General features: G+C 38.3%; 5 protein-coding genes. 2 read left to right on the top strand and 3 right to left on the bottom strand.

Features of this window, described 5'->3' with window-relative positions; all coding sequences use genetic code 11:
- A partial coding sequence (locus AC1DND_RS22635) for an SDR family NAD(P)-dependent oxidoreductase (protein WP_477584858.1) occupies nucleotides 1-638 on the bottom strand: 638 nt, incomplete at its 3' end.
- Nucleotides 639-819: 181 nt separating this feature from the next.
- On the opposite strand from AC1DND_RS22635, the gene AC1DND_RS22640 reads away from it, so the two are divergent.
- Nucleotides 820-1,350 carry an OmpA family protein gene (locus tag AC1DND_RS22640; protein WP_230150534.1) on the top strand — a complete coding sequence of 177 codons (531 nt, stop codon included), beginning with the start codon at nucleotides 820-822 and terminating at the stop codon, nucleotides 1,348-1,350.
- A gap of 294 nt (nucleotides 1,351-1,644) precedes the next feature.
- A complete protein-coding gene (locus tag AC1DND_RS22645) occupies nucleotides 1,645-1,854 on the top strand; it encodes a hypothetical protein (RefSeq protein ID WP_477584859.1) in 210 nt (69 codons plus the stop codon).
- Here AC1DND_RS22645 and AC1DND_RS22650 read toward each other — a convergent pair.
- Nucleotides 1,835-2,692, bottom strand: a complete 858-nt coding sequence (locus tag AC1DND_RS22650) for a glycoside hydrolase family 16 protein (protein ID WP_477584860.1) — start codon at nucleotides 2,690-2,692, stop codon at nucleotides 1,835-1,837. The two genes, AC1DND_RS22645 and AC1DND_RS22650, sit on opposite strands and share 20 nt — an antisense overlap.
- 96 nt (nucleotides 2,693-2,788) lie before the next feature.
- On the bottom strand, nucleotides 2,789-3,633 hold an 845-nt coding region (locus AC1DND_RS22655), incomplete at its 5' end, for a DUF5013 domain-containing protein (RefSeq protein ID WP_477584861.1).

The following is a 3,633-nucleotide window of genomic DNA, read 5'->3' on the forward strand; positions in this document are numbered from 1 at the left end:
GGGATATTTTGAAGTACTTTTTCCAACTGTTCTTTATTGTTCAATAAATCTTGATTAATCGGTGTTGAAACAGCTCCGGGCGCTACGTTGTTAATCCTGATATTAAATTGGGCTAATTCTGAAGCGAGATTTCTGGTTAACATCTTTAAGCCTCCTTTACTCGCACAGTACGCAGCAAAATGTGGAAATGCGATTTCTTCGTGTACAGAACTCATATTGATTACGGTTCCGGCTACCTTACTTTTCCTACAGTAATTTACAAACGATTGGATGGTAAAAAAAACACCTTTTAAATTTGTATTCATGATCAGGTCGTAATCTTCTTCAGTAACATCCCAAAAGCTGGCTTTTTTTTCTACGCCCGCATTATTTACTAAAATATCTAAATGGCCAAATGCTGCTACGGCATCGGTTATCAATTTAGCGGCTTCTTTGGCCTTACTTAAATCGGCCTTCAAAAAAGTTGCTTTCCTACCCATGTCTTGTATTTCTGCGATAAGTTTTTCGCCCCTTTCATCAAATTTATGGCCATTTAAAATAATATCACAGCCATCTTTTGCCAACCTTAAGGCACATGCAGCGCCAATTCCCTGACTGCTTCCGGTAATTAAAGCGATTTTGTTTTCAAAACGTTCCATAGTAAAATGTTATAATACATAAAGGGAATTGATGTGAATATGTTTGAGTAAAACTGAAGTTAAAATTAGACGGATTAACACATTAAATATAACTTCTTCTAAAAAACACCGTTATAGCTGTAATCATTTATTAGTATGTTTGGGCAACAAACACACAGTAAACTTAAATTAATCTTAAAACATGAACATTACCAAAAACCTTTTATTCACTACGCTCCTCGCTTTGTTTACCCTTACAATGTACTCTTGTAAAACAAAAAAACTGGTAGCAAAACCAGCTCCAGCACCTGTTGAAAAGCCAGCACCACCAGTAGAGGAAAAAAAACCAGCGCCTGCACCAGAGAAAGAAGAAGCTCCGGCTCCAGTTGAAAAACCCAACTTTAACTTAGACAATATCCAGTTTGAGTTTAATTCGTTTGTACTTAAAACATCATCATTCGCTATCCTGGATAAAGCAGTGGCGGAAATGAAAAAATCGCCTACCACCAAATTTGTACTTAACGGACATTCATCTGCTGAGGGTACACCCGATCACAATATGCAACTCTCTATCGACCGTGCAAATGCCGTAAAATCTTACTTTATAAACGCAGGTTTAAACGGCAGTAATTTTACTGTTGTTGGTCATGGCGAAAAAGAACCGATCAGCTCGAACGATAGTGAAGAAGGTAGAATGGTGAACAGAAGAACTGAAATAAAAGTTCAACATTAATTCTTAGAAATATAATAGAAAGCGCCATGGTTTAATTTCCATGGCGCTTTCTTATTTACAACGCGGTCGTCATCCTGAACTTGTTCAGCCCTTCGACTACGCTACCATTGACGTTATTTTACAAATTATTATTAATCAGTATTTTAATTGCTTTCGCATTTCCATCCAGCTGGGCCATAGCATTGTATCCCCGTTCTACTTAAATCCGGCCTAACAAATTTTTCGGGCTGAACTGTTCTGGCCGCACAACTGGCTTCAAAAGAAAAATTTTCAGCCGGCATTTTTTGTTTTTTCATGGGCCTTTATGCTTTCAGCGGCATTCAAGCTAGCTATGCTGGTCTTTTTGATGCCAAAAAGAAAGAGCCCTTTGGCGGCGGCGAGCCGAGGCAAGACCGTGCCGTATGGCAAAAAGAAATCATTTATACGTCACTCATATTGATTTTTATAAATAAATTATCCCTCAGGGTGACAATTTCAAAGGCATCTATTTCTGATACACCCTAATATAATCGACTTCCATCCTATTGGGAAATTTAGTATCATTTAACGAGCCACCATTCATACCGCCCATTGCCAGATCAAACAAGATGTAATGTTGTTGTTTAAAAGGATGAAAATCTGAGCCGTCATCATTTTTAAGATCGGTTAACAGCGTTTTGTTCAAAAGCATTCCATCTACAAATAAACTGATGGCTTCGCTATCCCAGTCCATGCGCCATATATGAAATTCAGATGCCCATTTTTTTCCGCCCAATTCGGCTACGGGTTTTGTGTTACTAAACCATTTCGCCTTTTTATCGGGCCCTAAACTTGCGATATTGGCCAATAATTTTCCCCGGTAGTATTCCATAATATCGATTTCACCGTTTGCAGGCCAGCGACCTTTTATGCCTAGTGTCCAAAATGCCGGCCAAAGCCCATCTGAAATGTCGATCTTTCCTCTCATTTCGAATCGACCATACTGCCAGCTTTGTAAACCTTTAGTAATGATACAAGCTGAAGTATATTCTATATTTTTTGTTTTTTTACGCCATTCGTTGCTTCCTTCTACATATAGCGGATTAGGTTTTACTTCTTTTCGCGCTTCGATAATCAACTTGCCATCTTTGCAGAAAGCATTTTCGGGCTGATACCATTGTAGCTCTTCGTTACGGACAAAACCTTTCTCATAATCCCAATTGGCTGGATCTGGAACGCCATTTTTGTTAAATTCATCACTCCAAATTAGCTTATAACTTTCCTTAACATAAGTATTTGAAAAATTGTGATCCTTGTTTATAGCGCAGGATTGGATTAAAATAATTATCCATACAATAAGGGTGAATGGGATTCTATTTGGCATAAGGATTTTTTGATCAACTAATTTAACATTATTCTTAAATAAAAAATTCTCTGGGTTTTGATAAAACCCAGAGAATAAGAAATTAACTTTAATACGTTAAAGTGATTTAAGCATTACTTCTTTTACAATCCAGAATTGATTTCCTGATGCCGTTAGCATCGTGGCAAGAAAGCCTATTGAAACTGTTGTTGATTGTGTTAATGTAAACTGGAACTTATTATTTGCAAAATTGGTATACCCCAATGAAGTTGATACATCGGCCACATCTGGCAGGGTATTACCAGCTGCTGCTACGATGTAAACCGGATCCTTTGCTTCATTTTTAGCCATGGTAATTTCGAAACTATAGCTGCCCGCCGGAAGCGTAAAAGTTYGGTATATTTTACCATTGGTAATTTGTGCAGTGCCATCCCAGCCCATTTCCATTGCCAAACAGCCACCTTGATCCGAGCACCAGCCACCTAAACCACCATGATTTTTAATATTTGCAGTAACTGTCCAATCGGCAATATTACGCCATCTACCACCACTTGCAGCAGCTAAGAATGGATTACCTTTATTTTTAAAATAGGTTGAGGTGATATCGGCTCCTACCCGTTGTGTTTGAAAAGCAGTTGAAAATGTATCGATTGAAACGGTATCAGGTAAAAACAACGTACGGTACCTAAGGGTCGTACCTGGCTTAATATCTGAGATAGAAGTTGTTGTCTCATCAATTTTAGCTCTGATCTTTTTAATTACATTACTCAGGTTCGTGTATTCTACTTCAGTAGCAAACACACCTGTTAAACGGTCCATTCCCTGCCAGGTAATTTTAGTTAGCCCACTTGCATCAGTAAAAGCGGATTCTATTGGCCGGTTAAACAAGGATGATTGATACCTCTGGCCATAAGACCTCCCCGTTTTGTATACCGGAATTGATTTATTCCCAACACCATCAT

Source organism: Pedobacter sp. 01N416 (genome assembly GCF_056399685.1).

Bases quoted from the DNA above. Each gene is read 5' to 3' on its own strand.
- AC1DND_RS22640 (WP_230150534.1), top strand. From the start codon at position 820: ATGAACATTACCAAAAACCTTTTATTCACTACGCTCCTCGCTTTGTTT.
- AC1DND_RS22650 (WP_477584860.1), bottom strand. From the start codon at position 2,692: ATGCCAAATAGAATCCCATTCACCCTTATTGTATGGATAATTATTTTA.
- AC1DND_RS22645 (WP_477584859.1), top strand. From the start codon at position 1,645: ATGGGCCTTTATGCTTTCAGCGGCATTCAAGCTAGCTATGCTGGTCTT.